The sequence below is a fragment of the Nonomuraea sp. NPDC050790 genome (assembly GCF_044456745.1).
In the GTDB taxonomy this organism is placed as follows: Bacteria; Actinomycetota; Actinomycetes; order Streptosporangiales; family Streptosporangiaceae; genus Nonomuraea.
Genome location: NZ_JBITGF010000007.1, coordinates 521751 through 547449 on the forward strand (window position 1 = coordinate 521751; position 25699 = coordinate 547449).

A 25699-nucleotide genomic window follows, 5' to 3' on the forward strand; every position below is an offset into this window, starting at 1 on the left:
CCCGGCCGTCCCCAGAACCGCGTTCGGGCGGTTGGGCCGGGTGCCGTTCGCGAGAACGTGGCCTCCGTCCGCGGGCAGCCCGCCCGCCGCATGGGAGGCCGATCGATGAACGACATCTACATCACGCTCACCGGCAACGTCGCATCCGAGCCGCGCCAGTACACCTTCGAGGACGGGGTCCGGGTGACCTCGCTGCGGGTGCTGACCAGTCACCGCTATTTCGACAAGAAGACCGGGCAGTGGGCTGACGGGGAGAAGGTCTGCTTCGCCGTACGCTGCTGGCGCACGCTGGCCGACAACGTGGCCCAGTCGATCCGGGTCGGGCATCCGGTCGTGGTGTCGGGGAAGTTGCGGATCAGGGAGTTCGGGGCGGAGGACGACCGGCGGTTCATGGCCGAGGTCGAGGCCTCTTCCGTCGGGCATGACCTGCGGTGGGGGACGGGCCAGTTCACCAAGCCCGAGCGCGGGACCTCGATCGTGAGCAGGGAGCGGCGCGATCGGCTCGACGAGGACACCCAGGACTGGGCCATGGGTAGGGGGCGTGCTCGGCCTGTCGGGGAGCTTGTTCCCCGGGCGGGGGAGTTCGTTCCCCGGGCGGCTGGGGAGCTTGACTCCGGGTTCGGGGCGCTCGATTCGGGGTTCGGGGCGCTGGAGCCGGGTGAGCGGGCTCTGGCGGGCGGCGATCCCTTCCGTGCTGCGCTTCCGGCGGCGGGTGGGGATGGCCGCGTGGCGCAGGTTGAACCTGGGGCCGGAGGTGCGGTCCTGATGCCGGGGAAGGATGGGGCGGTTCAGGAGCCCGGGCAGGGCGACGCCGTTCAGGATGCCACCGATGCGGCCGGTGGTGCGGCCGGGATCGGCGGTGCCGCCGGGGCGGACCGGGAGGCGGGAGGCAGGGGCGCTGCTGAGGCGGATGCCGGGCCGGGCCGGGCGCCGGGGAAGGGCGGAGCGGCGGCTGAGGGGCGTGGGCGGCGGCGGGGTCGGCGTGAGGAGCCTCAGGCCACGCTGGACGACGCCGACGCGCTGGTGAGGGTGCTCGGGGCAGCAGGCGATGACCCAGGCGATCCCGCCGTGGAGCGGGCGGCCGCCTAAGCGCAGGCGGGCGGAGGAGGAGGGGGCACCGGCCGTTACGTGTCGGTGTCCCCGAGCCTGGCTGGCTCGGACACCTCGCGGATCAGCCGATGGTGTTGCCCGTGTCAGATGTTGAGAGCATCTGTCAGGTCCAGGTCACGCCCCGCACCATGGCTGCTCCTTTCCCGCACGGCCCGCTCGCGGAGTGAGCGGCATCCCATTCGGTGACCGCATGACACATGAGGCCACCGAGCCAAAGGTAGCGGTTCCCATCGCGCAACGCACACTCCGCAACTATTGTGTTACACATCGTTAGTCTGAGAGGAGACGGGATGGCGGCGACCAGTCACACCTCGGTCAAGTCTCGCGACGGTGTGTCAACACTGGCCGGCCGCTGGCCGCTGCTGGGGCAGCGCCGCGCCCTCGTGGTCTATCTCATAGGGATCGTAATCCTGGATGTCGCGGCCATCGCGGTCTTTGCGACATCTGCCGATTTCAGCTGGCAGGACCTGCTGACGTTCGGCGCGTTGATGGCCTGTGGGGCGGTCTGCATCGAGGCGACCAGGCGGCTCGGCATGCCGGCCGGCGTCTCGCGCGACCTGTTGTCCGCGTGGTGGCTGCCGGTGGCGCTGCTGCTGCCGCCGGTCTACGCCCTGTTCGCGCCGATCCTGTTGCAGGTGTTGCTCCAGTTGCGGGTACGCGCGACGGTTCTTTACCGCCGCGTGTTCAGCTCGGCCGCCATCGGCCTGGCCGGGTGCACCGCCTCGGTGGTCTTCCACCACCTGGTCCCCGACCCGGCCGTCCTGTCCAGGGGCGGTGGAACCCCGATCCTTTACGCGGTGGCATGCGCCACCCTGTTCGCCCTGCTCAACACCGCGCTGATCGCGCTGGCCGCCCACACCGCCGACCCCGACACCCGGTGGCGCGACGTGCTGTGGGACCGGGAGAGCGTCCTGCTGGACGTGGTGGAGTTGTGCCTGGGCGTCACGGTGGCCATCGCCTGCGGCCTGAACCTGGCCCTGCTGGTCCTGGCGCTGCCGCCGGTCGTCCTGTTGCAGCGCAGCCTTCTGCACGCCCAGTTGCAGGCGGCGGCCCGTACCGACCCGAAGACCGGGCTCCTGAACGCCGCGGCCTGGCAGCGGGAGGCCGACACCGAGATCGTCCGCGCCCGCCGTACCGGGGAGACGCTGGCCCTGCTGATCATCGACATCGACCACTTCAAGCGCGTCAACGACACCCACGGCCACCTGGTGGGCGACCAGGTCCTGGTGGGCGTGGCCGCCACGCTGCGCGGCCAGTTGCGCGACTACGACGTGGTCGGCCGGTTCGGCGGCGAGGAGTTCGTGGTCCTGCTCCCACGAGCCGACATCACAGAGGCCCGCAGGGTCGCCGAACGCCTGCGCCACCGCATCGGCCGCATGGCCATCCCCGCCGACGACGCCATGATCACCATCACGATCTCGGCCGGGGTGGCCATCATGAGCATCCACGGTGACGACCTGATCGAACTGCTGGCAGCGGCGGACCTGGCGCTGTACCGCGCAAAGGAACTGGGCCGCGACCGCATCTGCATCCCCGCCGTCCAACCCCCGCCCCCACCCCCCGACCCACCCCTCCCCACCCCCTAACCCACCCCTTCTTCCCTGACCCGCGTCCTGACCTCACCCCACCCCCTAACCCACCCCTTCCTCGCCCCTGACCTCACCCCGCCCCTCGCCGTGCCCCGATCTCCCTGCCTCCCTGCGGTCTCACCCCCTGAGCTTCCGCCTCACGTCCTTCCGCCTCACCTCGTCTGCCTCGCCCGACCCGGCTCACCCCGACACGGTCACCCAAAACCGCACGGTCGCCACAGGGGTGTCGCCGTGCGGGTGTGGCGTGGGGTGCGCGGGTGGCGTGGGTGGCGCGGGATTTTGGGGACGTGGGATTTTGGGGGCGTGGGTGGCGTGGGGTTTTGGGGGGCGAGCGTGGCGTGGATGTGGCGGTGGGGCGTGCTGGGCAGGTGAGCAGGGCGTGGGTGCGCTGGCGTGGCCGTGGTGTGGGTGAGGCGAGAGTGGAGGGGTGTGGTGGGGCCAGGGCGGTGAGGGTGGGGCCAGGGCGGTGAGGGTGGGGCCAGGGCGGTGAGGGTGGGGTGGGGTATATCGCGGGGGTTATGGGCAGGTGAGATGGGACGGATGGGGGGCGTGCGCGGATAGTACTAGCACGTCATGTAGCACACCCCGGAGGTCCCATTGCGCGCCATCGGCGCCTTAGCCGCCCTTCTGCTGGCCGGATCCCTACTTCTCCATCCCCTTCCTGCCGGCGCCGCCGAGCCCGGCTCGGCGACGGTGGTTCCGGTGCAGGTCACCGGGGATCCCGCCAAGCGGTTCAATCTGGTGCTTCTCGGTGACGGGTATACCGAGAGCGAACAGGCCGCCTTCAAGACCGACGTGGACCGGCATCTCAACGTGATGTGGTCCATCGAGCCGTTCAAGAGCTACCGGAACTACGTCAACGTCTACCGGGTGGACATCGTCTCGGCCGACTCGGGGATCAGTTGCGATCCCGATCTCAGCTCGCCCCGGAAGGACACGCCGCTGAGCATGGGGTTCTGGGGGCAGTGCAATCCGCAGAGCGTTCAGCGGCTGATCACGATGAACAACTCCGCCGCCAATCGGTACGCCAACATGGTGACCGGCACCACGCCTGGTAACCGGCAGATCCTGGCGCTGGGCAACAGCAAGACGTACGGCGGCGCCGGCGGCTCCTACGCCACCGCCTCCGGCAGCAACGCCATGTCCGCCCTGATCAGCCCGCACGAGCTGGGCCATTCCCTCGGCGGGCTCCAGGACGAGTACGACTACTACCAGCGCGGCGTCCCCGGCGGCGCCTACACGGGGCCGGAGCCGTCCAGTGCGCACCACACGTTGCTGACCGAGCAGCAGATGCTGGACCAGAAGCGCAAGTGGTGGCGCTGGCTAGGTGAGGAGAGCGAGTCGGGCGGGCCGATCGCGCGGTTCGAGGGCGGGCTCTACGCCTCCACGGGGGTGTGGCGGCCCTCTCGGCACTCGATGATGAAGTCGCTCGGCTACTACTTCGACCAGGTCAGCCGCGAGGTGATGGTGCAGCGCATCACCGCGAAGACCGACGTGATCCAGGGCTCGACGCCGGTGAACGCGCCGGTGGGCGCCGACCGGGTGCTGTGGGTGGAGCCGATGCGGCCGCTGGGCCACGCGTTGAAGGTGGCCTGGAGTGTGGACGGCGCCGCCGTACCCTCGACCGAGGATGCTCTTGACCTGCGCGGTCTGAAGCTCACGCCGGGCACGCACACGGTGACGGCGACGGTCACGGACGGGACGGAGTTCGTGCGGGACCCGGCGGTACGGGCGGCGCTCACGCGCAGCAGGACGTGGACGGTCGACACCGCGCTGACCACGCCGCCCGACGGGGCGGCGCCCGGGATCGTCTCGTCCAGCCCCACGACCAGGGCGGCCGGGCGCGAGGACGTCGTGTACGTGGAGACGACGCGTCCGGCACAGCAGCTCGTGCCGGTGACGTGGCGGCTGGACGGCAAGGTGGTGGGCGACTCGGGCACCGACTTCGCGCTCAGGGACCTGAGCCCCGGGGTTCACACGCTCACCGCGACCGCCGGGCCTGACACGGTGACCTGGACGGTGGACGGCACGCCGCCGACGACCGCCTACGAGCTGTCGGAGCCGCTGGTGCGGGACGGCGATCTGTACCTGTACAACGGGCCGTTCACGATGCGGCTGACCGGGCGCGACGACAAGGACGGCTACGTCGTCTCCGAGTCGCGCGTGGACGGCGACGGCTGGTTCAACTACTTCGGCTGGCCGACCTCGGCCGACCTGCCGTGGACGTTCAGCGAGAGCGGCACCGTCATCGACCATCTGGTCTACGGCAAGCTGCCCCGCGGCCGCCACACGATCGAGTACCGCTCCATCGACGCCGCCGGAAACCACGGACGTGCCGGGAGCTTCCGGGTGGCCACGATGGCGCCGCCGCCCGCCTGCGACCGCACGGTCACGGGCACGCACCGCGGCGCGCTGGTGGTCACCTCGGGCGTCACCTGCCTGGAAGGCGCAAAGGTGTCCGGTCCTGTGTCGGTACGGCCCGGCGCCTCCCTGGTCATGCGCGGCGGCAGCATTTCGGGCGTGCTGAGCGCGTCCAAGGCGGATCAGGTGCACCTGCTGAAGGCACGGGTGAGCGGTGCGGCGGAGGTCAGGGGCACCACGGAGGCTCTGGTCGTCGCCGGGACCGAGGTGCGCGGAGCGCTGGCCCTGACCGGGAACCAGGCGCCGACGCTGGCGGGGAGCACGGTTCGTGGGGCGCTGGTCTGCTCGGGCAACAGCGCCGCCCCGGCCAACCTGGGCGCGGCGAACCGGATCACCGGGGCCGCCACCGGCCAGTGCGCGCACGCGGGCCGTCCCGACCCGGCCGCCGCGCTCTCGGGGGCGATGGCCAAGGCGGCGGCGGTGCCGTACGAGGCGGTGGGGAACTCCACGGTGCCGCAGCACGGCGAGGACGGCCACCGGCACTGACAGGAGGCCCGGAAAAGCACGACAAGGGGGCGGGCGCTCCCCTCCCGCGCCCGCCCCCCACGAACCCCGGCGGCTATTCGAGATTGCCGAGCCGCAGCGGCTCGCCGACCTCGTGCATGTGCTGGAGCGCCTCGCGGTGCGACTGGATCAGGCTCGTCTCGTAGTAGGGCACGTCGATCTCGGCGCAGTGGGCGCGCACGATCGTCCGGGCGCGGGACAGGTGCGGGCTGGGCATGTTCGGGAACAGGTGGTGCTCGATCTGGTAGTTGAGCCCGCCCATCGCGACGTCGGTGACGACGCCGCCCCGCACGTTGCGGGTGGTCAGCACCTGGCGGCGCAGGTAGTCGAGCTTCTCGCCCTTCTTGAGCGTGGGCATGCCCTTGTGCCCGGGAGCGAAGACCGAGCCCATGTACAGGCCCCAGAGGCCCTGGTGGACGGCGAGGAAGACCAGCGCCTTCACCGGAGACAGGACCGCGAACAACGCCACCAGGTACCCGACCACGTGGACGGTCAGCAGGACGCCTTCGACGGCCTTGAACTTGAGCTTCGGGTTGGCCAGCGAGCGGAAGCCCGAAACGTGCAGGTTCAGGCCCTCCAGGAGGAGCAGCGGGTAGAACAGCAGCGCCTGGCGGGGGCCGATGATGCGGGCCAGGCCCTTGCTGGAGCGCGCCTGCTCCTTGGACCAGACGATGACGTCGGGCCGGACGTCCGGGTCGAGGTCCTCGTGGTTGGGGTTGGCGTGGTGGCGCGTGTGCTTCTCCATCCACCAGCCGTAGCCCATGCCGACGAGCAGGTTGCCGGTCACCCAGCCGGTCATCCTGGTGGGCTTCTCGGTGCGGAAGACCTGGCGGTGTGCGATGTCATGGGAGACGAGGGCCACCTGGGCGAACATGACGGCGAAGAACGCGGCCACGCCCACCTGCCACCATGAGTCGCCGAGCGCGAAGAAGGCGGCCAGGCCCCCGGCGTACATGGCGAGGATGAGGCCGATTCGCACCATGTAGTAGCCGGGGCGCCGGCGCATCAGGCCGGCGTCGGTCACGCGCTGGAGGAGCCGGGCGTAGTCGCTGCCGGTGGCCGGCCGCGCGATCGTCTCGGTGGTCATGCAGACGAGTCTGTTGAAGATCTCCCTCCGGGCTAAGCCCGTGGACACCCCGAACCGTAGGGGGGCTAGCCCTACCTTCTGACGTGAACCCTGCAGCGGGCCTGGTACTTGTCCTCGCCGCCGACGTGCTCGGCGACGACGTCGGTCGCGCTGCCGCACGGCTGCTCGACGCGCTCGTGGAAGATCGCGTCGTTGCCGCAGACGAGGCAGATCGAGGTGAGCTTCGTGACGCTCTCCGCCAGCGCCGTCAGCGACGGCATCGGCTCGAACGGCCGGCGGTCGAAGGTGACGTCGAGCCCGGCGACGACCACGACGGCGCCGCCCACCGCCAGCCGGTCGGCGACCTCGGCCAGGTCTGGGCCGAAGAACTGGGCCTCGTCGACCGCGACCAGCTCGGCGGCCGGATCGGCCATGGACACGATCTCGGCGGCGGTCGCGGCCGGGCGCGCGGGATGGCCGGCGCCGGCGTGGGAGGAGATCAGGCCCGCGCCTCTGCGCACGTCGAGCCGGTGGGTGAACACCTCGACCCGGCGGCCGGCGATCACGGCCCGCCGTACCCTCCGCAGGAGCTCTTCGCTCTTGCCCGCGAACATCGGCCCCGCGATGACCTCGACCCGTCCCTGGCGCACCCGCATACGTTAGCCGCAACCATGGCCAGGGCGGGGCGTCGCACGCCCTAAGCTAGAGAGCATGGCCGAGTACATCTACACGTTGCAGCGCGTACGCAAGGCGCATGGCGACAAGGTTGTCCTGAACGATGTCACGCTCTCGTTCCTGCCCGGCGCGAAGATCGGCGTGCTCGGCCCGAACGGCACCGGCAAGTCGACCCTGCTGCGCATGATGGCGGGCCTTGACCACCCCTCCAACGGCGACGCCAAGCTGATGCCCGGCTACACCGTGGGCATGCTCCAGCAGGAGCCGCCGCTCAACGAGGAGAAGACCGTCCTCGGCAACGTCGAGGAGGCGGTGGCCGAGACCAAGGCCATGCTCGACCGCTTCAACGAGATCGCCGAGCTGATGGCCACCGACTACAGCGACGCGCTGCTGGAGGAGATGGGCAAGCTGCAGGACGAGCTCGACCACCGCAACGCGTGGGAGCTCGACTCGCAGCTTGAGCAGGCGATGGACGCGCTGCGCTGCCCGCCGCCCGACGCCGACGTGACGACGCTGTCCGGTGGTGAGCGCCGCCGCGTGGCGCTGTGCAAGCTCCTGCTTGAGGCGCCCGATCTGCTGCTGCTCGACGAGCCCACCAACCACCTGGACGCCGAGAGCGTGCAGTGGCTGGAGGCGCACCTGGAGAAGTACGCGGGCACCGTCCTGGCCGTCACCCACGACCGCTACTTCCTCGACAACGTGGCGACCTGGATCCTGGAGCTCGACCGCGGCCGCTGCTACCCCTACGAGGGCAACTACTCCACGTACCTGGAGGCCAAGGCGCAGCGTCTGAAGGTCGAGGGGCAGAAGGACGTCAAGCGCAAGAAGCGCCTGGAGGACGAGCTGGAGTGGGTCCGCTCCAACCCGAAGGCCCGCCAGACCAAGAGCAAGGCGCGACTGCAGCGCTACGAGGAGATGGCCGCCGAGGCCGACAAGCACCGCAAGCTGGACTTCGAGGAGATCCAGATCCCGCCGGGCCCGCGTCTGGGCACGACGGTCATCCGCGCGGAGAAGCTGACCAAGGGCTTCGAGGACCGCGTGCTGATGGAGAACCTCTCCTTCGACCTGCCCCGCAACGGCATCGTCGGCATCATCGGACCCAACGGCGTCGGCAAGACCACGCTGTTCCGCATGATCACCGGCAGCGAGACGCCCGACGCCGGCGCGATCGTGGTCGGCGACACCGTCAAGATCTCCTACGCCGACCAGTCGCGTGGCGGGATCGACCCGAACAAGAACGTGTGGGAGGTCGTCTCCGACGGCCTCGACTTCATCAAGGTCGGGCAGGTGGAGGTGCCGTCGCGGGCGTACATCGCGGCGTTCGGCTTCAAGGGGCCCGACCAGCAGAAGAAGTCCGGGGTGCTGTCGGGCGGCGAGCGTAACCGCCTCAACCTGGCGCTCACCCTCAAGCAGGGCGGAAACGTCCTCCTGCTCGACGAGCCCACCAACGACCTCGACACCGAGACGCTGAGCTCGCTGGAGAACGCCCTGCTGGAGTTCCCGGGCTGCGCGGTCATCACCTCCCACGACCGGTGGTTCCTCGACCGGATCGCCACGCACATCCTGGCGTGGGAGGAGGGGTCGAACTGGTTCTGGTTCGAGGGCAACTTCGCGGACTACGAGAAGAACAAGATCGAGCGCCTCGGCGCCGACGCCGCCCGCCCCCACCGCGTCACCTATCGCAAGCTGCACCGGGACTGATCTTCTTCCGGCTTTGCCGGCGCGTCCCCTCGTCTCTCCGAGGGGGCGCGCCATTTTTGTCGGTCGCGTTGTCTGTGGGTGGGGTTCCATCCGTTACGGCAAGCCACCCCCACGCCACCCGCCGCCGCCGGCTCGCGCAGATCGGGGGGATCGCTTCTCACGTCGGACGTGGTGCCCGCCGCAACGGTCCCGCTTGCCCGGATAAGGGGATCTCCGGGGCCATGGCTAGAATCTTATTCTAGGATGGCGTAAAAGGCGGGAGAGGAGTCAGGCGTGGGGCTGGAAGAGGATCTTGACGGCTTTGACGTGACGTTCGATCACACGGCGGTGGCCGCTCCCCGGATCAGGGACCTGCTCCCGATCTACCAGGATCTTCTGGGCGGCAGGCACCTCGGGGGCGGAGGGGACCAGCGGGCGGCCGGCTATCGGACCCTGCAGCTCACCTACCTCGGTGGCAACAAGGTCGAGCTCATGGAGCCCCTGGCCGGATCGGACTTCTTCGACAGCTTCTTCGAGCTGACCCGCGGCCGGGGCGGCGTTCACCACCTCAACTTCCACGTCACCGACATGGACGCGGCCGTGGCCCGCCTGACCGGGAAGGGGTACCGGCTGCACGGGCTGAACGTCGGCGACCTGCGCTGGCGCGAGGTGTTCCTGCACCCGAAGGAGGCGCACGGCGTGCTGATCCAGCTCGCCCAGCCCGGCGGCGACCACGGCGGCAGCAAGGTGACCGTCGACGACGTGCTGGCCGGGCGCGGTTTCGACGGCAACGGCATCCCCAGCCCGTGACCATGCCCGGGGAGTCGATAGCGTGGAGGGGTGGTCAAGAGATCCCCGGCCAAGCGGCACATCTTCCCGAGGATGGTCAGGTTCGCCGACATCGACTCGCTCGGGCACGTCAACAACGTGCGGTTCTTCGACTATCTGGAGGACGCCCGGCTCGGGATGCTGCACATCGACCCGTACCGGGCCGGTGACGCGCCGTTCAAGGGGCTCGTCGTGGCCCGGCATGAGATCGACTACCGGCGGCCGCTGACGTTCCGGGCCGAGCCGGTCAGCGTGGAGACGTGGGTGACCGAGGTACGGCCGGTGCGGTTCACGCTGGAGTACGAGATCCGGGACGAGGAGCAGGTCTACGTGAGCGCCCGCTCGGTGCTCGTGGCGTACGACGTGGACCGGGCGGCCCCTCGGCGGCTGCTGGAGGACGAGCTCATCTATCTCAAGCGGTATCTCGCGGAGTAATACGGACTCGCGCAAACAGCCGTATGTCGTGAAATATCGGAGGTTGTGGGCGATAAGAGGCGTTGGGGGATGCTCGGACTCGGCGTCAACGCCCATACGAGCGTCACCCTCGGACTCTTCGGGCTGCCACTGGTCATGCCGGACATCCAGCGCGACTTCCAGGTGTCGCTACCCGTCGCCGCGGTGATCGGCAACGCTCCCGGGATCGGAATCCTGTTCGCGCTGGTCGCCTGGGGCGCGCTGGCCGACCGGCGCGGCGAACGGCTGGTGCTCGCCATAGGGGTTGGGCTGGCCTCGGTGTTCTTCGCCGCCGCCGCGTTCGCGCAGGCGCCGTGGGCGGTCGTCACGCTGCTCGCGCTCGCCGGCGCGGCCGGGTCGGCGGCCATGGTGGGCGGCGGGCGCATCGTGCTGCGGTGGTTCGACCCGCCCGAGCGCGGCGTCGCGATGGGGCTGCGGCAGGTCTCCTACACGCTCGGGATGGCGCTGGCGGGCTTCCTGCTGCCCGCCGTCTCCGGTGCGTACGGTCTGCCCGGTGTGCTGCTGGTCTGCTCGGGTTTCTGCCTCGTGGCCGCGATCCTGGCCGGGCTGTTGCTGGCCGAGCCGCCGCGCGGGCTGGCCGCGGGGAGCGCCCGGCAGGCGGCCTCGCCGTACCGGGGGAGTGAGCTGTGGCGGGTGCACGGCACGAGCGCGCTGCACGTCGTGCCGCAGATCGTGGTCAGCACGTACGGCGTCGCCTGCCTCGTGGGCGTCTACGGCTGGGACAAGGTGCACGCGGGGCAACTCTTCGGGGCGGCGGCCATCGGGGGAGCGGTGGTGCGGATCGCGGCCGGGCGCTGGTCGGACCGCACCGGGCTGCGGATGGGGCCGTTGCGAATCATCACGGTCACCACGGCGGCGGTGATGGCGCTGCTGGTCGTCGCGCAGGTGAGTTCGGGGGTTACGGCGCTGGCCTGGGCCGGGCCGGTGACGCTGGCGCTGGCGGCGGTGATCACCGTGGCCGGGAACGGGCTGGCCTACCTGGCGGCGGGGGAACTGGCGGGGCCCGGCTGGGCGGGGCGGGTGCTCGGCACGCACAACGGCATCCAGAACATCGTCGCGCTGGTGTCGGCGCCCCTGCTGGGCGTGCTGATCGCGCAGGCGGGGTTCTGGGCGGGGTTCAGCGCCGGGCTGGTGCTGTGCCTGGCCTCACTGCCGGTGATCCCGGTCGGCGGGGAGCGGGGCAGAAGGGCGTCGTGAGCGGGGCGGGAGGGCGTCATGAGCGGGGGCTCGTCATGACGCCCTGCCGGTCACGGACGGCGTAGCCAGGCGGCCGTGTCGGGCGGGAGCAGGCCGCCGTCCAGCGGCCCGGTCGACAGGATCACGCTCTCGTACGGCGGGAGCGGCACCGCTTCCAGGCCGCAGTTGAGCACGCAGGTCAGCGGGCCACGGGTAAAGAAAAGCGCACCTTCGGGGGAATCCAACCACTCCACGGTGTAAGGGAGGGATCGTACGAGGTCACGGCGGGTGGCCAGGGCTTGTCGGTAGAACTCCAGGGTCGAGGTGGTCTGTCCGGTCTGGGCTTCCGCGCTCAGCTCGCCGAAGGACTCCGGCTGGGGAAGCCACGGCTCGACCTCGCCGGGCGAGAAGCCGAACGAGGGGCCGCCGGTGCTCCAGGGGATCGGCACCCGGCAGCCGTCGCGGCCGGGGAGCTTGCCCTCGGACTGGAAGAAGACCGGGTCCTGGCGCGATTCCGGGGGAAGATTCTTCACCTCGGGGAGTCCTAGTTCCTCCCCCTGGTAGAGATAAGCACTACCGGGCAGGGCAAGCATGGTGAGCAATGCGGCTTTTGCCCGCTTCAGTCCGGTTCCTGGTTCCTCGGTGTCGTAGCGGGTGCGGTGCCGTACCACGTCGTGGTTGGACAGCACCCACGTCGCGAACGGGACCGTCGCCAGCGTGTCGTCGATCACCTTCCTGAACGCCGTCGGCGACCACGGCGCCTGCAGCCACGCGAAGTTGAAGCTCTGGTGCAACTCGTCCGGGCGCACGTACTGGGCCAGATCCTCCGCCCGGTCCGTCCACACCTCGCCGACCGCCATCCGCTCGCCCGGGTAGGAGTCCAGGACCTTGCGCCACTGCCGGTACACCTCGTGCACCTCCGGCTGCCCCCACACCGGCGAGACCGACGTGAACGACTGGTCCTCGACGTCCGGCAGCCCCTCGGCCTTGTACAGGCCCATGGCCACGTCGATGCGGAAGCCGTCCACGCCCCGGTCCAGCCAGAACCGCAGGACGTCCAGGAACTCCGCGTGGACCTCGGGCTCGCGCCAGTTGAAGTCCGGCTGGCCGGGCGCGAACAGGTGCAGATACCACTGCCCGTCCGCCACCCGCGTCCACGCCGGGCCGCTGAACGTCGACTGCCAGTTGTTCGGCGGCAGGTCCCCGCCGTCCCGGAAGAGATAGCGCTCGCGCCGCTCGCCCCGCAGCGCCGCCTGGAACCACGGATGCCGATCCGAGCTGTGGTTCGGCACGATGTCCACGATCACCCTCAGCCCGAGCTCGTGCGCCTCGGAGACCAGCGACTCGAAGTCGCCCAGCGTCCCGAAGAGCGGATCGACGTCCCGGTAGTCGGCCACGTCGTATCCGCCGTCGGCCATCGGCGAGGTGTAGAACGGCGTCAGCCAGATCGCGTCCACCCCCAGATCCCTGAGGTACGGCAGGCGCTCCCGCACCCCGGCGAGGTCGCCGACACCGTCACCGGAGGCGTCGGAGAAGCTGCGGACGTAGATCTCGTAGACGATGGCATCACGCCACCAGGGGATATCCATGTGGCGTGTCATGCCCGCTATGTCGGAGTGTTCACCATGCTGTGCGCGGCGTACACGAGATAGTCCCAGAGCCGCTTCTCCAGGTCCTCCGACAGCTCCAGATCCTGGACCGCGTCGCGCATGTGCCGCAGCCACGCGTCCCGCGCGGCCTCGTCGACCGGGAACGGCGCGTGGCGCATGCGCAGCCGGGGATGGCCGCGCTCCTGGCTGTAGGTCGTCGGCCCGCCCCAGTACTGGATCAGGAACCCGCGCAGCCGATCCTCGGCGCCGGCGAGATCCTCCTCCGGGTACATGGGCCGCAGCAGGGGGTCCTCCTTGACGCCCTCGTAGAAGCGGTGCACGAGGCGCCGGAACGTCTCCTCGCCTCCGACGGCGTCGTAGAAGGAAATCTCAGTCACGGTATAAGCCTAAGTCTTAGGGGGCGATGGCTATTCCCGCCGCGTCCAGGGCGGCCTTGACGCGCAGCCTCAGCTCGCGGGCCACCTCGGCCTGGCGGGCGGGCAACGTCTTGGCCGAGACCCGGAAGACCAGCGAGCTGTCCGACAACTGCTCGACGCCGAACACGCTCGGCTCCTCCACGATGACGCTCTCGCGGTACTCGGGGTCCTCCCACAGCTCCGTGGTGACCTGCTGCAGTAGTTCGCGCACCGCGGCCACGTCGGAGTCGTAGGCCACCGGGACGTCCACGTAGGCGCGCGACCAGCCCTGCGACTCGTTGCCGACGCGGGCGATGGTGCCGTTGCGTACGTACCAGACCCGGCCGTCGGCGTCGCGCAGCCGCGTCACCCGGAGCGTGACCGCCTCCACCGTGCCGACGGCGGCGCCCACGTCCACCACGTCGCCGACGCCGTACTGGTCCTCCAGCAGCATGAACATGCCCGCGATGAAGTCCTTGACCAGTTCCTGGGCACCGAAGCCGATCGCGACGCCGAGGATGCCGACGCTGGTGAGCAGCGGGGCGATGGGGATGGTCAGGCGGTCCAGGACGGTCAGGACGGCGGTGCCGATGATGACGATCGAGGCGATGTGCTTGAGCACCGAGCCCATGGTCTCGGCCCGCTGCTTGCGGCGCTCCTTGAGGAGGGCGTCGATGCCGTCGGTGGCGGCGCCGTTCTTACGGAACCGGCCGGCGATCGGGGTCGCGTTGGACGCCCGGTTCACCACCCGCACGATCAGGCGGTGCGTGAGATTGCGCACCAGCAGAGCCAGGACCAGGATCAGCGCGATCGTGATGGCCGTCGCCAGAAGCGGCGCGAAGGCGCCCACCGGCAGGAGGTCGTAGAGCAGGCTGCAGAGCGATCCGTCATTCGTGCACGACTGGCTCATGTCGTTGAGGAGCTGCGTCGGGCTGATGGGCGACGACGTGGAGCTCGGGGAGGGCGACGGAGCGGATGACGGTGGAGCCAGCAGTAGCACGAGGTAGATCCCCTCCGGATGCGGTTCGGTCGACGGTCACTAATGAGCAAATCGCCTCAAAAGATACCGCCGACCGAACCGGCCGCCGTCACATCACGCCGGGGAAGACGGGGTCGCCAGTGCCCGGGGCCGCGGAGGGCGGGCCTGGCGCTCCGGTGACGGACGGCTCGGACGGGACACACACCCGGAAGCATGTCCCGTGCCGTTCTCCGGGAGGGATCCCCCGAAACACCCTCCGGTGCGACCCGGAAGGCGGTCTACGCATCACAAGCTGGAAAAGGGGGCCAGAACCGGCGGGATGCCCAAGGATTCCGCGAACGGAAACCCTCCGCACCGGGCACCCCGCCGGCTCCGAGAAGCCGCGCTGGGCGCGGTGAGCCAAGGTGGCTGCGCTCCACCCGGATCACCGCATGATCAATCTCCCACCGCGGCGAGCACGCGCGCGACCTTGGTCGCCGCACCGGCCGGATCGTCGGCCGTGTGCATCCGTTCGCCCCACGACCAGCAGTACCACCAGTCGGGGACGTCGGCGTTCGGCCGGCAGGTGACGTTTTCGGACAGGCTGGTGGCCGCGGGATTGATGACCCGTACGAAGAGCCGGCCGGACTGCGTCCGCACTACTCTGGCGAGCAGGCCGTGGCTGCCGAGTTCCGCCGCGAGCCTCTCCAAGTGTCCGACGTTGTCGCCTCCCACCTCGATGCCTCCCTTGAGTCGTTGCTGGTGAGCACAAGATGACTCATGAACGCCGGTGACGCAACGAGGCCTTTTTTGCACGGGGAGCGACCTTCTACCTCGTGGGTTGTAAGAAACAGTCCACGGGAGGACGATCCTTAACCGTAAGCTTCAACAGGACGTTTTCAACCTGTCATTAATAGGCCATAGTTCTTTGTAGGCGCAGTGCTATCTTGGGACTACGCTGCGTCAGCGGTAGCGGACCCGTCGGTACGTGTGTGTGAGAGGGGCCGGGATGTCCGGCAGACAGCACAGGGAAACGGAAATGGCACGGCGGATCCGGGCCAAGGGCCTCGCCGCCGGCCGTACCGCGGCCCAGATCGCTGAGGAGATCCACGAAGCGTGCTCGCCGCAGTTCGGGACGACCAAGATCAAGGGTCATCGCCTGAGCCACGGCATCGCGCTGGCCGACGTCATCGAGCAGGTGCGCGCCCTGTTCGAGCGGGACGAGAAGCCGCCGCCGGGCATCGGCGAGACGTTGCTGTCGGCGTACGAGAGCGGGCTGAAGCGGCCCGGACCCGAGTACCTCCACTACCTGTGCACCGTCTACCGGGTCGAGCCCGTCTCGCTCGGCTACGAGGGCCCGTGCATCTGCGGCCACGGGCACCGGATGCCCGGCCTGATGCGGACCGACACGATCGACGCCATCGAGGTCGACCGGCCGCGCGACGTCTGGGTCCCGGCCTCCGCGGCCGAGCCGAGCGACGACGTCGGCGAAGAGCACGAGAACGTGATGCGCAGGACGTTGTTAAGGCTGCTGCGTGGCGACACCTCGCTCAAGCTCGACGCCCAGGTCATCGCCGCCGCCGAGGGCATCAGGCGCCGGATGGACGAGATGCTGGTCTCCTCCACGGTCTCGGCCGCCATGCTCGACCAGTGGGAGGACGCCACCCTCGCCTTCGGCCGTCAATACACCACGACCGCTCCGCTGCGGCTGCTGTGCGACGTGCTGCTGGAGCTGAGCGCGGTGCGCGCCGCGATGGCGCGCAGGCAGCCGATCGACCTGCAGGAACGGCTGTGCCGCATGGCCGCCCAGCTCGCCGGGCTGAGCGGCATGATCATGATCAACCTGGGCGACCACCGGCTGGCCCGCTCCTTCTTCCGCACCGGCCGCACCGCGGCCGACGAGACGGGCGACCGCGCGCTGCGCGCGTGGGTCACCGCCCGCGAAGCCCTCGTACCCCTCTACTACGGCGACGCCCGCGAAGCGCTCAACCTCGCGAAGAAGAGCCGCGACCTGGCCGGCCAGACGTCCTGCGCGGCGCAGGCGATGGCGCCGGTCGTCGAGGCCCGCGCGCTCGCCATGATCTCCGGCACCGACAGCAAGAAGGAGATCGTCGACCAGGCCAAGCGCGCGCTGTCGCGGGCCAGGACGGCCTTCTCCCACATGAAGGCGCACGAGCAGGAGGACGTCGCCTTCGGCTACACGGAAAAGCAACTCTACTTCTACCAGGGCGACGTTCTGACCAAGCTCGGGCAGACGCTTGAGGCGGAGGTCGTGCTCGGCCAGGCGCTCGACAAGTACTCCGACCACATCCTCGACCAGACCCTCATCCGCCTGGACCAGGCGCAGTGCCGCCTGATCGAGGGCGAGGTCGGCGAAGCGCTCAAGGTGGCCACGGCCGCTCTCAAGAAACTCGGCGACGAGTACCGCACCGAACTCGTCATGCGGCCCGCTCTGCAGCTCGAGCAGTCCGTGAAAGCCAGGGAACCCAACCATCCCGACCTGGCCGAATACCAGGGCCAGCTCTACAAGCCGCAGGCATCCGTGCTGGAAGCCAACGCCCTTGAGGCGGAGGTCCGTGAAGGGAGCCTTGGCGAAGGGAGAAATGGTGCATGAACCTGAAGATCAGGCGCTACCGCTGGTCTGACCTTGACACGATCCTCGCTCTGCACCGGATCTGCCTCGCGGAGGTGGGCCTGGCGCCGGGCGACGGCGTCTACTACGACGACGACTTCCCCCGCATCCAGGAGATCTATCTGGCGTGCGGCGGCGACTTCCTCGTCGGCGAGGTCGACGGCAGGGTCGTGGCCATGGGCGGTATCAAGCCCGTCGACGCCGGTCTGGCCGAGATGTGCCGGCTGCGGGTGCACCCGCAGTTCCAGCGGCGCGGGCTCGGCAGGGCCATGGTGCTGGCTCTGGAGGCGCGGGCGGTGGAGCTCGGCTTCCACAGCGTCCAGGGCGACACCACGCTCAACCAGGAGGCCGCGCTGGCGCTGTACTTCGCGCTGGGGTGGCAGGAGGTCTCCAGAAGGCATGTGGGGTCGCTGACCGTCGTCTACATCGAGAAGCGCCTCACCTCCGCGGCCGTCGCGGAACGCTGATCGTCCTTTCCCAGGGCGCCGGTCACCACCGGCGCCCTTTCGCACGTCCCGGGGCCGTGGGAGGAGATGCCCAAGGTAGGCGGGGGAATTGTGGGGAATGGACGATTCGGCAGCGGGGCCGGGTAGGGGTGTGCGGAACCGTGAGTGAGGCCCTTCACTCTGAGTGGTAGAGGAACATCACCGGCTCCGGGCTGTACACCAGCGGCTGCTGATTGTAGTGCCATGCTTTTCCCATGGCAGTCGTGCCCGCTCCCCGACCCCTCCTGGGAGCCGTGCTTCTGTTGTTCGTCAGCGCCGCATGGGGGTCGGCGTTTCCGCTGATGAAGGATCTCATTCACCGGTTACCTGTCGAGGATCTGCTCGCCGAGCGCTACACCATCGCGGCGATCACTCTGTTCCTCCTCCGGCCGGGGTGTCTGCGGGGGCTATCGCGTTCGACCTGGATCAACGCGATCGTTCTCGGGGTGATGTTCGGTGCGGGGCAGACGGCCCAGGCGGTCGCGCTGGAGAGCCTGCCCTCCTCTGTGTCCGGCTTCGCGGTGGGGTGCAGCGTGATCATCACGCCGCTCCTCGCGCTGGTGTTCCTCAAGGTCCGCGTCCCCATGCGGGTGTGGGCCGGAGTGGCGCTGGCGATGGCGGGGATGACGGTGTTCACCCTGCTGAGCGAGGCCGAGAACCACGAGTTGTCCATTGTCGCGCTGGGCGCCACGCTCGGGGCGGCCACGCTCTACTCGGGTCACACGCTGATGCTGGCGCGCATGTCCAGGGCACGGCAGGGCTTCGACGCCTACGCCGTGACCGTCGTCCAGCTCGGCACGATCGGACTGCTGACCGGTCTCTACGCGGTAGGTGACGGGATCGCGGTCCCGTCCACGGGAGGCGACTGGGTGATCCTGGCGCACCTGTCGGTGGTGGCCTGCGCGCTGGGCTTCCTGGCACGTTCCTACGGTCAGGTCCACGTGCCGGCGGTGCCGAGCGCGGTGCTGATGTCGTCGCAGCCGCTCTGGGTCGCGGCGATCGCGGTGCTGTGGTTCAGCGAGCCGGTCGGGATGAGCCTGCTCATCGGCGGCGGGCTCATGGCGGGGGCGATGCTGCTCGTCGTGCCCGCCCGCGGCGGCTCGTCCACGGCGGGCGAGGTCGCGGCGGGCGAGGTCCCGGCGACGGTCCAGCCGCCGCCGAGTCCCTCCAACACCGGGCTGCTGCGGGTCTCGCGCCGCGCCGCGAAGGTCCTCGCGGACCTGCGGGTCAAGCGTGACGATCCACTCAAGTTCGACCGTACGGCGCTGCCGATCGTGCCGGTCAAGGCGATGGCCTGCGCGGAACGGGAGTCGTGCCCCTGGAACAACCGAGCCGTCAAGGGCAGCGGCGAGCCGAGTCTCGACCGCCTGCTCCAGCGCGCCACGGCGATCGTCAGGGCGCGCTCCGCCATGGGACCGGGGTGCTGCCAGTCGGTGACCTTGCTGGGTCGCTGTCTGTGCACGCTCATCGAGGAAGCCGAGCAGCAGAAGGCCACGGCCTCAAGCTGGTTTCGGCCCAACTAATCAACAAATAACGGCCAATAAGCTACAGCAAGTTCTAACCTATTGGCCTCCGGCTTATTCCTTATAAATCTTGATATTCGGTGGAGTGTCCGAATAATGGTGAATTACCCCCGAACTAGAGAGGTACACCATGAAGCGCATCGTCGTCCGTAAGCCAGGAACAGCGAAGCTTACCGGGACCTCCAGCGTCATTCACCAGGGGTGACAGAGAACAAGTCCCATCTCAGGGTTCAGGGTGCACCACCGGCCCGAGTGGACGACATGCCGCTGCTGGTGCCGCCGATCGACGCGCACCGGCTGCCTCATGGTCCCTACACCGTCGGGGCAGCGCTACTGCACCACCTCGTGCCGGCCGCCATGGAACGTTCTAAGCGTCTCGTGGCGGCCCACGACATCGAGATCCGGGCGGCGGCGCCCGGTCTTCGCGACCGGGTGCCGGCCCGGCGGGCGCCGCTGGAGGCCGGACTGGCCGATGACGAGCGGATCCTGGTGCCCGCGCCCCGCCGTACGCTGAGGATCGCCAACGGAGTGGCGGAGTTCGTGCGCGCGGCCGCTCCGCCCGGCGGCGCCGTCGTGGTGTTCAACGCGGCGCACGCCGACCCCACCGACGCCGAACTGCTGAACGTGCTGATGCGCAGGGTTCCCGCGGAGGTGCTGAGGTTCACCGTCTACGAGGACGGTCCCGGACATCAGGCCGACGAGCGCGACGCCGCTCAGTTGTGGCAGGCCGTCGACCGGTGCGTGCGGGAGGGGTTCCTGCACGCGGTGGTCGAACTGGGCGAGCGTGGCATGGACCGCGCCCCCACCGGCGGCATGCTGTGGTGGCGCTTCGCCCAGCGCACCGCGACCGCGCTCGGCGGGCTCGGCCGCACCGAGCACGCGCGGGCGCTGTGGGAGCGCGTGCGCCGCGTGAGCCAGGATCCGGCCGTGCACGCCGCCGGTGCGTACGGCCTCGCCATGCTGGACGCCCGCCACCCCGATCCCCGTCAGCGTGACCTGGGCCGGGCCCGCGCCTGGCTCAACCAGGCCATCGCCATCTCGACCCTTTTGCCCGACCCCGTCGAGCGGGCCTTCAAACTGGGCTTCGACCGCAACGGCCTGGCCCTGGTCGAGCTGCGGCTCAGCAACGCGGGACGGGCGCTGGAGCTGGTGGAGTCGGCCATCCTCCTGGCCAAGGAACTGGGGGAGCGGCACCCGGTCCACCGGATGGTGCTGCTGGCCAACCGCGCCCAGTTGCTGGCCGGCATGGGCCGCACGGACGAGGCGCTGCGGGACTACGACGCGGCGATCGCGCTGGACCCCGCCTTCCCCGACTACTACGTCGACCGGGGCAACCTGCGCTTCCGCCTCGGCCGGCACGCCGAGGCGCTGGCCGACTACGAGACGGCGATCGACGTCGGGCCGCCGCTGCCGGAGGCGTACTACAACCGGGCCGAGCTGCGCCTGGCCGGAGGCGATCAGGAGGGCGCCCTGGCCGACCTGAGCCACGTCATCGTGCTGGATCCCGCCTACCTCGACGCCTACATCAACCGGGCCGGGCTGCTGGCCGCGGCCGAACGGGACGACGAGGCCAGGGCGGACGTGGCGATGGGGCTCATGCTGGCGCCTGGCAACCCCCACCTGCTGGCGGTCTTCGGCCAGTTGGAGACGGCCGCGGGCCGCCATGCCGACGCGGAGGAGGCGTTCGAGCTGGCCATCGCGGCCGCGCCGGAGCTGGCGGCGGCGTGGGCCAACCGGGGCGTGCTGCGCTACGAGACGGGCGATCTGGAGGGCGCGGTCGCCGATCTGTCGCGGGCGCTGGAGCTGGAGCCACAGGCCGACGTGCACGCCAACCGGGCCGTCGCGCTGCGGGCGATGGGCAGGACGGCGGAGGCCGCCTGGGACGAGAAGCGGGCCGCCGACCTCGCGTAGATCACGAGGATTGGCCATCATGGGGGCCATGCGGGGACGGTGGGCGAGGGCGGCGGGGGTCTACGCGGCGCTGGGCCTGGTGTGGTGGGCCAGCGTGGAGCTGACCTACCGGGCCGTGGGCTGTGACGACTGGGACTGCCTGCCACGGATGCTGGGGATCCAGGCGGCGATCTCGGTGGCGGCGCTGGTCGCCGCAGGGTACCTGCTGCGGCTGGTGCGGGTGGCGCGGCCGGCGGCCACCGGGTGGCTGGGCGCGGGGCTGGTCCCGCTGCTCGCGCTCGGGCAGTGGCTGCTGCCGTGGGGCGACGTGGTGCCCGACAGCGTGTCGGCGGTGACCGGGTTCGGAGTCGGCGGCGCGGTCGCGGCGGTGGTGACCGAGCGTGGGCTGCCCCGGTGGCTGCGGGCGCTGGTCCTGCTGGTCTCGGCGGCGGCGGTGCCGCTCACGATGGTGCTGATGAACGCCACGCAAAGCTGACGCCCCGCCGGGCGATCGGGTGAGCGCCCGGCGGGGGTCGTGCCGGGAAGGTCCGGCGGGCCGTACCGGGGAAAGGGTCCGGCGGGCCGTACCGGGGAAGGTCCGGCGTGTCGGGGGAGGTCAGGCGGGGAAGACCTGGACGTGCGCGTCGGCGACGCGGACGCGGACCTCGTCGCCCGGTGCGAGGCCGGTGGCGGCGCGGGAGGACAGGTCGGCGAAGACCGTGGCCGGGTGGCCGTTGACCTGCACCTGCGTGTAGACGCGGGTGGTGGCGCCGAGGAAGACGGTGACGTCCACGGTGCCGCGCGCGCCCTCGCCCTCCCGGGTGAGTTCGACGTCCTCGGGGCGGAACATGACGAGGACCCGGTCCGAGGGGGCGGCCACGTCGAACGCGCCGCCCGCGCGGACCCGTCCGCCGGCCGCGGACAGTTCGAGCGTGTTGCGGTTGCCGACGAAACCCGCGGCGAAGCGGGTCGAGGGCGCGGTGTAGATCTCGGCGGGCGGGCCGCACTGCTCGATCTCGCCGGCGTTCATGACCGCGACGCGGTCGGAGATGGCCAGCGCCTCGGCCTGGTCGTGGGTGACGAACACGGTGGTGATGCCGACCTGGTGCTGGATGCGGCGTACCTCGTCGCGCAGCCGGGTGCGGACCTGGGCGTCGAGGGCGGACAGCGGCTCGTCGAGCAGCAGCACCTCGGGGCCGGGGGACAGGGCGCGGGCGAGCGCGACGCGCTGCTGCTGGCCGCCGGACAACTGGTTCGGCAGCCGGTCGCCCAGGTGGTCGAGGCCGACGAGCGCGAGCATCTCGTCCACCCGCTCCTTGGTGCGCGCGCGGTCCTGCTTGCGCACGGTGAGCGGGAAGGCGACGTTGCCGCGCACGGTGAGGTTGGGGAAGAGCGCGTAGGACTGGAAGACCATCCCGATCGGCCGCTTCCTGACCGGCACGCCGGACATGTCGGTCCCGCCGATGGTCAACCGGCCGCTGTCGAAGGCGGTCAGCCCCGCGATACAGCGCAGCAGCGTCGTCTTGCCGCAGCCGGAGGGCCCGAGCAGCGCCAGCATCTCGCCCTGCTCCACGTGCACGCTGACGCCGTTGAGCGCGGTGTGACCGGAATAGTGCTTGGTGATGCGGTCGAGTACGACATGGCTCATGAGATGGTGTTCCCTCCCATGCTCGCGCTCACCTTGCCGCGGCCGAGCCAGACGACCAGGGCGGACAGCGCGAACAGCAGGCCGAAGGTGAAGATGGTGACGACGGCGAGCGCGTTGGGGTCGCCGAGCGTGCGGGAGACGAATTGGCGGGCCGACCACAGCGGCAGCGTCTCGAAGCCGACGCCGACAAGGATCTTGGCCAGCGCGAACTCGTTCATGGCGGTCGCGATGACCAGCAGCGCGCCGGAGACGACGCCGCCGCGGATGGCCGGCACGATGACCTTGACCAGCGTCTGCATCGGGCTGGCCCCGCACGTGGCCGCGGCCTCGCTCAGCCGTACGGCTCCCGCCGCCAGCAACGAGCCCTCCACCGCCCGGTATATGAACGGGAAGGCGATCGCAGCCGTCGAGGCGGCCAGCAGCCAGAACGTCCCAAACAACTGCGGCGCCACCGACTTGGTGACGAGCTGGACGCCCGCTCCGACGACCACCCACGGGATCGCGAACGGGATGACGGAGATCGTCTGGATCACCGAGCCGATGCGCGGATTGTGCACCACCGACCAGTACGCGGCGGGCACGACCAGCACGATCTCGATGACGACCACCACGGCCGACAGCAGGAGCGAGCGCCCGAGCGCGCCGACCACGTCCGGCTTGGCGAACACCCCGGCCCAGTGGGCCAGCGTGTAGCCGTCGGGCAGCGGCGTGTCGGTCCAGCGGGTGGCCAGCGAGTAGAGCAGCGCGGCCAGCAGCGGCAGGCCGAAGTAGACGGCCAGCAGGCCGAGGAAGACGCGTCTGGTCACAACCACCTCGCGGCGCGCTTGAGGCAGAGCCGGTAGAGCACGGTGGCTCCGATGGCCAGGATCATCAGCAGCACCGACAGCACGGCGGCGCGGCCGAGGCCGAACACCGACGTCTCCAGCGTGGTGCCGATCTGCAGGGTGATGAGCTTCTGCGACCCGGGCGAGGCCGCCACCGCGTACGCGACGGCGTAGACCCCGATCGTCCAGGTGAAGACCAGCAGCCAGCCCGCGATCACGAACGGCGACAGCACGGGGATGCCGACATATCGCCAGAACTGCCATCGGGTCGCCTTGCAGACCTCGGCCGCCTCCTGCCAGTCGTCCTTGAGCACGCTCAGCGCGGGCAGCGTGAGCAGGACGAACATCGGCACGTTGAAGTACAGGTAGACGATGTTCATGCCGCTGAAGGAGCCGGTCGAGGGGAACGGGTTGCCCTCCAGGCCGAGCAGCGCCTTCAGGATGAGCGTGAGCATGCCGGTGGAGCCGATCAGCGCGACGAAGCCGAAGGCCAGGCCGATGCCGGCGAAGTTGGAGGCGACGTTCATGAGCGAGAGCCAGAAGGCCCGCCCGCCCAGCCGCATCCGGGTGATCAGCCAGGCCGCGGGGGCACCGATCGCGGTGGCCAGCGTGGCCTGCACGACGCCGAGCGCCAGCGAGCCGCCGATGGCCTGACGGTCCACGGGGTTGCCCGCGACCTTGGTGATGTGCTCGAAGCCGAGGCCGCCGCCCGGCAGCGCGAAGCTCTCGTACACCAGCATGATCGCGGGCAGCACCAGCGTGGCCGCCGTGAACAGCAGCAGGGGCAGCGCGGGCCCCCACCTGGTGAGGAGGGTGACGATCGCCGGTCGTCCCTGGAGGCGGGAGGTCACGCGAGAACCTTGGCCTCCCAGTCGGCGACGATCGTCTCGACGTTGACCTTCGTGATCTCGATCTCCTTCACGGGGGCGTACGCCTGCTCCGGCAGCCAGTTGGCCTTCGCCTCGGCCGGGACCTGGAGGTCGCCGTTGAGCGCGCGGATGGGGCGGGCGCCGAACTTGGCGAACAGGAGCTGGGCCTCGTCGGACAGCACGTACTCCAGGAAGCCCTTGAGGAAGTCGCCCTTCTTGGCGTTGTACTTGTTGATCATCAGGCCGGAGGGCGACCAGACGGAGCCGTCGGCGGGGATGACGACCTCGACGTTGACGTTCTTCTCCTTGAGCGCGGTCTTCTGCGCGATGCCGTTGAAGTCGTAGTTGATCTGGATGGGCGCCTCGCCCTTCTCCAGCGTCTCCTCGCTCATCTTGACGTCGCTGAGGTTGCCCGCGTCCTTGAGCTTCTCGAAGTAGTCGTAGGCCGGGGCCAGGTTCTCGGCCGAGCCGCCGTTGGCCACGGCCGCCGCCACGACCATGGCCTGGCCGGTGCCGGACGAAGTCGGGTTCTTGGTGGCGATCATGCCCTTGTACTCGGGCTTGAGCAGGTCGGCCCAGCTCTTGGGCGGGTTCTTGACCTTGTCGGTGTTGACCACGAAGGCGGGCGCGCCGACGAAGGTGGCCACCCAGCCGCCCTTGCCCTTCTGCCAGTCCTTGAGCTTGGCGGCCGACGGCGGCTGGTAGGCGGGCACGACGCCCTTGGCCTCGGCGACCGGTCCCCACATCAGGCCGATGTCGCTGGCCGTCGCGATGGGGTTCGACTTCTCGGCGTCGAAGCGGACGATCTCCTCCGAGGACGACATGTCGGTGTCCTTGTGGGCGCAGGTGCCGTTGTGCTTGGCGCAGAACGTCTTGACCACCTCGCCGTAGTTGGCCCAGTCGGGGGCGAGGCCGTACGTGGGGAGGTCCTTGCCCTGCTCAGCGATCTTGGTGGTGTCCGGTGCGGCGGCCCAGTCGTAGTCGCTCGCGCCCGCTCCACCGCAGGCCGCCAGCGCGAACAGGGATGCGAACGCAACCCCGATCCGAATTTTCATCCTGTTTCTACCCTTCCGAGGGATTTCGCACCGAATGCTGGCTTATGTCGGATATCGCTCGGGCTTCGTGGAGGTGAATTCGGGGTGAACTCGCGCCGCGCCATCGAAAGGGGTGGCTTTCGGCATGTCTAGTCCAGGTGTACGGCCTGGCCAATGTGTGATTTGTCTATGGCGGCCATAGGCACAGGCGTATAGCCGCTGTCTATCGGGGGCATCAGGCTTATCCCCCTTGTCCGGAACATCCCTGGCAATGAGGCTTTGCCGTACCAGAACATGAGGGGAAAGGA

At 69.7% G+C, this 25699-nt stretch carries 22 protein-coding genes; 12 read left to right on the plus strand and 10 right to left on the minus strand.

Annotated elements, in window-relative coordinates; genetic code table 11:
• Positions 1-105: 105 nt before the first annotated feature.
• From ACIBEJ_RS35625 to ACIBEJ_RS35635, 3 genes are all read left to right on the plus strand, one after another.
• Entirely contained in the window at positions 106-1089 is a 984-nt protein-coding gene (locus tag ACIBEJ_RS35625; RefSeq protein WP_397187303.1) for a single-stranded DNA-binding protein, read from the plus strand.
• A 311-nt stretch (positions 1090-1400) separates the two neighbouring features.
• Positions 1401-2696, plus strand: a complete 1296-nt coding sequence (locus ACIBEJ_RS35630) for a GGDEF domain-containing protein (RefSeq protein ID WP_397187304.1) — start codon at positions 1401-1403, stop codon at positions 2694-2696.
• 600 nt (positions 2697-3296) lie between these two features.
• Positions 3297-5606, plus strand: a complete 2310-nt coding sequence (locus ACIBEJ_RS35635) for a M64 family metallopeptidase (protein WP_397187305.1) — start codon at positions 3297-3299, stop codon at positions 5604-5606.
• A 73-nt stretch (positions 5607-5679) separates the two neighbouring features.
• On the opposite strand, the gene ACIBEJ_RS35640 is transcribed toward ACIBEJ_RS35635, so the two are convergent.
• Both ACIBEJ_RS35640 and ACIBEJ_RS35645 read right to left on the minus strand, forming a co-directional pair.
• Positions 5680-6711 (minus strand): fatty acid desaturase family protein, encoded by a 1032-nt coding sequence (locus ACIBEJ_RS35640; protein ID WP_397187306.1) that lies wholly within the window; start codon positions 6709-6711, stop codon positions 5680-5682.
• 71 nt (positions 6712-6782) lie between these two features.
• Complete coding sequence (locus ACIBEJ_RS35645; protein WP_397187307.1) at positions 6783-7340, minus strand: thymidine kinase; 558 nt, start codon at positions 7338-7340, stop codon at positions 6783-6785.
• 61 nt (positions 7341-7401) lie between these two features.
• Here ACIBEJ_RS35645 and ettA point away from each other — a divergent pair, with 61 nt between their 5' ends.
• From ettA to ACIBEJ_RS35665, 4 genes are all read left to right on the plus strand, one after another.
• Entirely contained in the window at positions 7402-9066 is a 1665-nt protein-coding gene (gene ettA / locus ACIBEJ_RS35650) for an energy-dependent translational throttle protein EttA (protein ID WP_397187308.1), read from the plus strand.
• 273 nt (positions 9067-9339) lie between these two features.
• A complete protein-coding gene (locus tag ACIBEJ_RS35655; RefSeq protein ID WP_397187310.1) occupies positions 9340-9855 on the plus strand; it encodes a VOC family protein in 516 nt (171 codons plus the stop codon).
• Between the two features lie 30 nt (positions 9856-9885).
• On the plus strand, positions 9886-10308 hold the full coding sequence (locus ACIBEJ_RS35660) for an acyl-CoA thioesterase (protein WP_397187311.1): 423 nt from the start codon (positions 9886-9888) through the stop codon (positions 10306-10308).
• Positions 10309-10377: 69 nt separating this feature from the next.
• Positions 10378-11544 carry an MFS transporter gene (locus tag ACIBEJ_RS35665; RefSeq protein WP_397187312.1) on the plus strand — a complete coding sequence of 389 codons (1167 nt, stop codon included), beginning with the start codon at positions 10378-10380 and terminating at the stop codon, positions 11542-11544.
• Between the two features lie 50 nt (positions 11545-11594).
• Here the strand turns inward: ACIBEJ_RS35665 and ACIBEJ_RS35670 are convergent, their stop codons facing one another.
• From ACIBEJ_RS35670 to ACIBEJ_RS35685, 4 genes are all read right to left on the minus strand, one after another.
• On the minus strand, positions 11595-13112 hold the full coding sequence (locus ACIBEJ_RS35670; RefSeq protein ID WP_397187314.1) for a glycoside hydrolase family 13 protein: 1518 nt from the start codon (positions 13110-13112) through the stop codon (positions 11595-11597).
• Between the two features lie 17 nt (positions 13113-13129).
• Positions 13130-13510 (minus strand): globin, encoded by a 381-nt coding sequence (locus tag ACIBEJ_RS35675; RefSeq protein WP_397187315.1) that lies wholly within the window; start codon positions 13508-13510, stop codon positions 13130-13132.
• Between the two features lie 16 nt (positions 13511-13526).
• Positions 13527-14438, minus strand: a complete 912-nt coding sequence (locus tag ACIBEJ_RS35680; RefSeq protein WP_397187316.1) for a mechanosensitive ion channel family protein — start codon at positions 14436-14438, stop codon at positions 13527-13529.
• A 504-nt stretch (positions 14439-14942) separates the two neighbouring features.
• Positions 14943-15197, minus strand: coding sequence for a hypothetical protein (locus tag ACIBEJ_RS35685; protein WP_397187317.1), 255 nt, complete (start codon positions 15195-15197; stop codon positions 14943-14945).
• Positions 15198-15525: 328 nt separating this feature from the next.
• Here ACIBEJ_RS35685 and ACIBEJ_RS35690 point away from each other — a divergent pair, with 328 nt between their 5' ends.
• From ACIBEJ_RS35690 to ACIBEJ_RS35710, 5 genes are all read left to right on the plus strand, one after another.
• Positions 15526-17100, plus strand: a complete 1575-nt coding sequence (locus tag ACIBEJ_RS35690) for an XRE family transcriptional regulator (protein ID WP_397187319.1) — start codon at positions 15526-15528, stop codon at positions 17098-17100.
• Positions 17097-17585: a GNAT family N-acetyltransferase gene (locus tag ACIBEJ_RS35695; protein ID WP_397187320.1), complete on the plus strand. Its 489-nt coding sequence runs from the start codon at positions 17097-17099 to the stop codon at positions 17583-17585. Before ACIBEJ_RS35690 ends, ACIBEJ_RS35695 begins: the two co-directional genes overlap by 4 nt.
• Positions 17586-17818: 233 nt before the next feature.
• Complete coding sequence (locus ACIBEJ_RS35700; protein ID WP_397187321.1) at positions 17819-19126, plus strand: DMT family transporter; 1308 nt, start codon at positions 17819-17821, stop codon at positions 19124-19126.
• Between the two features lie 261 nt (positions 19127-19387).
• Positions 19388-21037, plus strand: a complete 1650-nt coding sequence (locus tag ACIBEJ_RS35705) for a tetratricopeptide repeat protein (RefSeq protein ID WP_397187440.1) — start codon at positions 19388-19390, stop codon at positions 21035-21037.
• Positions 21038-21065: 28 nt separating this feature from the next.
• Positions 21066-21512: a hypothetical protein gene (locus ACIBEJ_RS35710; RefSeq protein WP_397187322.1), complete on the plus strand. Its 447-nt coding sequence runs from the start codon at positions 21066-21068 to the stop codon at positions 21510-21512.
• Between the two features lie 120 nt (positions 21513-21632).
• Here ACIBEJ_RS35710 and ACIBEJ_RS35715 read toward each other — a convergent pair whose 3' ends face one another.
• The 4 genes from ACIBEJ_RS35715 to ACIBEJ_RS35730 are packed head-to-tail and all read right to left on the minus strand — an operon-like array spanning position 21633 to position 25412.
• The gene (locus ACIBEJ_RS35715) at positions 21633-22664 is read right to left on the minus strand and encodes an ABC transporter ATP-binding protein (RefSeq protein WP_397187323.1); all 1032 of its coding nucleotides are present in this window, start codon (positions 22662-22664) and stop codon (positions 21633-21635) included.
• Complete coding sequence (locus ACIBEJ_RS35720) at positions 22661-23470, minus strand: ABC transporter permease (protein WP_397187324.1); 810 nt, start codon at positions 23468-23470, stop codon at positions 22661-22663. Before ACIBEJ_RS35720 ends, ACIBEJ_RS35715 begins: the two co-directional genes overlap by 4 nt.
• The gene (locus ACIBEJ_RS35725) at positions 23467-24339 is read right to left on the minus strand and encodes an ABC transporter permease subunit (protein WP_397187325.1); all 873 of its coding nucleotides are present in this window, start codon (positions 24337-24339) and stop codon (positions 23467-23469) included. Before ACIBEJ_RS35725 ends, ACIBEJ_RS35720 begins: the two co-directional genes overlap by 4 nt.
• Positions 24336-25412 (minus strand): extracellular solute-binding protein, encoded by a 1077-nt coding sequence (locus ACIBEJ_RS35730; protein ID WP_397187326.1) that lies wholly within the window; start codon positions 25410-25412, stop codon positions 24336-24338. The genes ACIBEJ_RS35725 and ACIBEJ_RS35730 overlap by 4 nt, the downstream gene beginning before the upstream one ends.
• Between the last annotated feature and the right edge of the window lie 287 nt (positions 25413-25699).

Excerpts from the sequence above, each read along its gene's own strand:
- ACIBEJ_RS35705 (WP_397187440.1), top strand. The coding sequence starts at position 19,388 with ATGCCGCTGCTGGTGCCGCCGATCGACGCGCACCGGCTGCCTCATGGT.
- ettA (WP_397187308.1), top strand. The coding sequence starts at position 7,402 with ATGGCCGAGTACATCTACACGTTGCAGCGCGTACGCAAGGCGCATGGC.
- ACIBEJ_RS35640 (WP_397187306.1), bottom strand. The coding sequence starts at position 6,711 with ATGACCACCGAGACGATCGCGCGGCCGGCCACCGGCAGCGACTACGCC.
- ACIBEJ_RS35710 (WP_397187322.1), top strand. The coding sequence starts at position 21,066 with ATGCGGGGACGGTGGGCGAGGGCGGCGGGGGTCTACGCGGCGCTGGGC.
- ACIBEJ_RS35730 (WP_397187326.1), bottom strand. The coding sequence starts at position 25,412 with ATGAAAATTCGGATCGGGGTTGCGTTCGCATCCCTGTTCGCGCTGGCG.
- ACIBEJ_RS35690 (WP_397187319.1), top strand. The coding sequence starts at position 15,526 with ATGGCACGGCGGATCCGGGCCAAGGGCCTCGCCGCCGGCCGTACCGCG.
- ACIBEJ_RS35680 (WP_397187316.1), bottom strand. The coding sequence starts at position 14,438 with ATGAGCCAGTCGTGCACGAATGACGGATCGCTCTGCAGCCTGCTCTAC.
- ACIBEJ_RS35715 (WP_397187323.1), bottom strand. The coding sequence starts at position 22,664 with ATGAGCCATGTCGTACTCGACCGCATCACCAAGCACTATTCCGGTCAC.
- ACIBEJ_RS35625 (WP_397187303.1), top strand. The coding sequence starts at position 106 with ATGAACGACATCTACATCACGCTCACCGGCAACGTCGCATCCGAGCCG.
- ACIBEJ_RS35630 (WP_397187304.1), top strand. The coding sequence starts at position 1,401 with ATGGCGGCGACCAGTCACACCTCGGTCAAGTCTCGCGACGGTGTGTCA.
- ACIBEJ_RS35700 (WP_397187321.1), top strand. The coding sequence starts at position 17,819 with ATGGCAGTCGTGCCCGCTCCCCGACCCCTCCTGGGAGCCGTGCTTCTG.
- ACIBEJ_RS35695 (WP_397187320.1), top strand. The coding sequence starts at position 17,097 with ATGAACCTGAAGATCAGGCGCTACCGCTGGTCTGACCTTGACACGATC.
- ACIBEJ_RS35665 (WP_397187312.1), top strand. The coding sequence starts at position 10,378 with ATGCTCGGACTCGGCGTCAACGCCCATACGAGCGTCACCCTCGGACTC.
- ACIBEJ_RS35670 (WP_397187314.1), bottom strand. The coding sequence starts at position 13,112 with ATGGATATCCCCTGGTGGCGTGATGCCATCGTCTACGAGATCTACGTC.